At 69.2% G+C, this 2,533-nt stretch carries 4 protein-coding genes; all 4 read right to left on the bottom strand.

Annotation, left to right across the window (positions count from 1 at the left end):
- Positions 1-158 precede the first annotated feature (158 nt).
- Positions 159-839 carry a hypothetical protein gene (locus tag QSK21_RS35730; RefSeq protein WP_285702191.1) on the bottom strand — a complete coding sequence of 227 codons (681 nt, stop codon included), beginning with the start codon at positions 837-839 and terminating at the stop codon, positions 159-161.
- Positions 840-872: 33 nt separating this feature from the next.
- Positions 873-1,346, bottom strand: a complete 474-nt coding sequence (locus QSK21_RS35725; protein ID WP_285702190.1) for a hypothetical protein — start codon at positions 1,344-1,346, stop codon at positions 873-875.
- Complete coding sequence (locus QSK21_RS35720; protein WP_285702189.1) at positions 1,343-1,966, bottom strand: vWA domain-containing protein; 624 nt, start codon at positions 1,964-1,966, stop codon at positions 1,343-1,345. Before QSK21_RS35720 ends, QSK21_RS35725 begins: the two co-directional genes overlap by 4 nt.
- A gap of 122 nt (positions 1,967-2,088) precedes the next feature.
- The gene (locus QSK21_RS35715) at positions 2,089-2,265 is read right to left on the bottom strand and encodes a hypothetical protein (protein ID WP_285702188.1); all 177 of its coding nucleotides are present in this window, start codon (positions 2,263-2,265) and stop codon (positions 2,089-2,091) included.
- Positions 2,266-2,533 lie beyond the last annotated feature (268 nt).

Genomic DNA, 2,533 nt, shown 5'->3' with positions numbered 1-2,533 from the left:
AATCCATACAGGCGGCATTCCAGTATCGGGATGCACAGCCCCGTCACGTTCGAAGGGCTCAACCTGCCCTCAGACACCACCGAGTGACCTCACCGCAGGTGTCCGTGCTACGGGGGGAACCTCACCTGCTGCTGCGGCAGCGGCGGCGGCGAGCCTGCTCACCGGTCCTGCTCCCCAGAACCGGCGCCGCCTTGCGCATCGTCATCCTCATCCGGCTCTTCCTTGCCGGGCTTGCCGGTGTCGGGCTTGCCGGTGTCGGGTTCGTCCTTGCCGGAGGGGTGTTCGCTGTCGCGTGCCTGCCCGTCGGCCTTGGCCTCGTCCACGATCATCCGGACGGTCTGCCCGGCCTGGTCGGTGATCTGGTCGGCGACCACCGGCGCGACCCAGATCAGCAGCGCCAGCAGCGGCACCGGCGCCAGCCACAGCTGCGGCCGGTCGACCTTGCTGTCCATCAGGTCGCGTGCCATAACGAATCCCTTGACCAGCAGCGCCGCCACCACGATGACGCCGATCACCGCGGGCGCCGCCGGGTCCACGCGGGAAACCAGCTCGTAGACCGCCCTGACCAGCGGAACCAGTCCGAGCCCGGCCGTCAGCAACGCCACGATGGTGACGAACGAAGCGAGCTGGCCGCCCAGCTGCTGCATGTGCGCCTTCGCCCGGCCCCTGCGGCCAGCCTCGCCGCCGAATCCCATCTCGTCGGTCCCGGCGGGAACGCGGAATCGCTGCAACCCCTTGGCCAGGGCCAGCCCGGGAACCGTCAGGAACACCAGGTTGAGCACGATGCTCTTGAGGTCCAGCCCGCCGAGGCTACTTCCGAGATCGACAAGGCCATTCATGGCGGATCCCTCCCTTTCTCTGTTCTGGGTGTTTCACAGCAGGTGGAGGAAGACGGCGATGTTGAGCAGCCACCACCAGACCTGCACGATCAAAAAGGGCGCGCCGCGCAACGGGCGCTCCAGCGCCCACGCCTTCCAGTAGGCCCACGCGGTGATCGGCAGGCACACCAGCCGGAACCACCAGATCTGGCCGGTGCGCAGCGGCCCGCCCTCCGGTGCGCCGGCGCCGTAGTGGGCGTAGGCGGCCAGCTTGGCCAGCCCGGGCCGGTCACCGCAGATGTCGGGCGTGTGGAAGCGGGCCCCCAGCCGGTGACACAGCCTGGCGAACCGGCCACCTGCGACCGGGGCCGCAGAACCGCACCCGGGCACACCGGGAACGGCGTCGCCGGGTGCGTCGGCCTCGCCCGCCCAACGCGTGTCACCGCTGCCGGCAGGGCCGCCTGCGGCGGGGGGCTGGGGGACCTGCGCGGGTCCCGCAGCCCCGGCGACGGGGTACGGCCTGGTCACGACCCGGCCGCCCGCGTCCGCTCCTCCCGGGTGAAGGAGTAGTCACCCGACCTGGACCCGCGCGCCACGGTATGACCCGCCGAGGTCAGCGAGTCGCGGGTGTTGGCCGAGGAGTACGACAGCGACGTCTCGGCGCCGATGCCGATACCGCCCGCCACGGTGATCGCGTCCTGATCCGCGCCGAGGAACACGAACACCCGGCCCCTGCCGCGCTGGCGGGTGATGGTGTCCTTGACCTGCTGCGCGGTCCACTCGCGAGAGGCGTTCTCGTGCCCGTCGGTGACGATCACGTACACGACCTCGCCCGGACGCTCCTGCGCGGCCATGTGCTTGGCCAGGTGCTCCTCGGTCGCGGCGACGGTGGACCCGATCGCATCCAGCAGCGCCGTCGTGCCCCGCGGACGCAGCGTGAAGTCCGGCACGTCATACAGCGGCGTCCGCTGAAACACGGTCTCGACCTCGTCGTCGAACTGCCGCAGCGTGACCAGGGTCAGGCCGGGCGCCTCGCGCTGCGCGGCCAAAAACGCCTTCAAGCCGCCCTCGGCGTCGTCCTTGACCGCCTGCATGGAGCCTGACCGGTCCAAGATGATCGTGACCAGGCGAAGGTTGTCATTGCTCATCGAATCTCCTCCAAAGGTGTGGCTGGTCGGTGCGCGGTCCTGCACAGAGCGGGGACGACCTCGGCCCTTGCAAGGCCCGAGGTCGTCCCCGTGGAACGGTGGGTGTGGCCGCGCCGGGTGAGCTACTCGCTGGCCTTCTCGTTGCCGCCGGAGGTGGTCCACAGCGCGACGGCGGTGCCGGCGGCGAGCGCGACGACCAGGAAGACGCCGTTGAGGTGCCACTCGTAGGCGACGATGGCGGCGACGAACCAGAACACCGGCGTCCACAGCAGCCGGCCGAGCAGCTTGGACTTGGACATGACAAGATCCCCTTTCGGGTCGGTGACGGAGAGAACTTGCTTTTCTGTGCAGCACGAAATGACCGGGCGGGCACGAACACCCACCCGGTCATCGCCCGGGACACAGGACAGGTCCCGGGGTGGGTTTGAGGACTGGGGGTACTACTGAGCTTTTCGTTAGTTGTGTGGTGTTGGAGGGTGGATTTCCAGTCCGGTGTGGGCCAGGAAGGACCATGCGAGCTGTTGGTCCTGGCAGATGCGGTTGATGCCGGCCTCAGCGGCGTCGGCG

It is taken from the genome of Actinomadura sp. NBRC 104412 (genome assembly GCF_030269515.1).
Taxonomy (GTDB): domain Bacteria; phylum Actinomycetota; class Actinomycetes; order Streptosporangiales; family Streptosporangiaceae; genus Spirillospora.
The sequence above is the reverse complement of the archived record's forward strand: the minus strand, read 5'-3'. Positions and strand labels throughout refer to the sequence as shown.

What these genes read in the sequence shown, in the direction of transcription:
- QSK21_RS35715 (WP_285702188.1), bottom strand. Translation starts at nt 2,265, where the DNA reads ATGTCCAAGTCCAAGCTGCTCGGCCGGCTGCTGTGGACGCCGGTGTTC.
- QSK21_RS35720 (WP_285702189.1), bottom strand. Translation starts at nt 1,966, where the DNA reads ATGAGCAATGACAACCTTCGCCTGGTCACGATCATCTTGGACCGGTCA.
- QSK21_RS35730 (WP_285702191.1), bottom strand. Translation starts at nt 839, where the DNA reads ATGAATGGCCTTGTCGATCTCGGAAGTAGCCTCGGCGGGCTGGACCTC.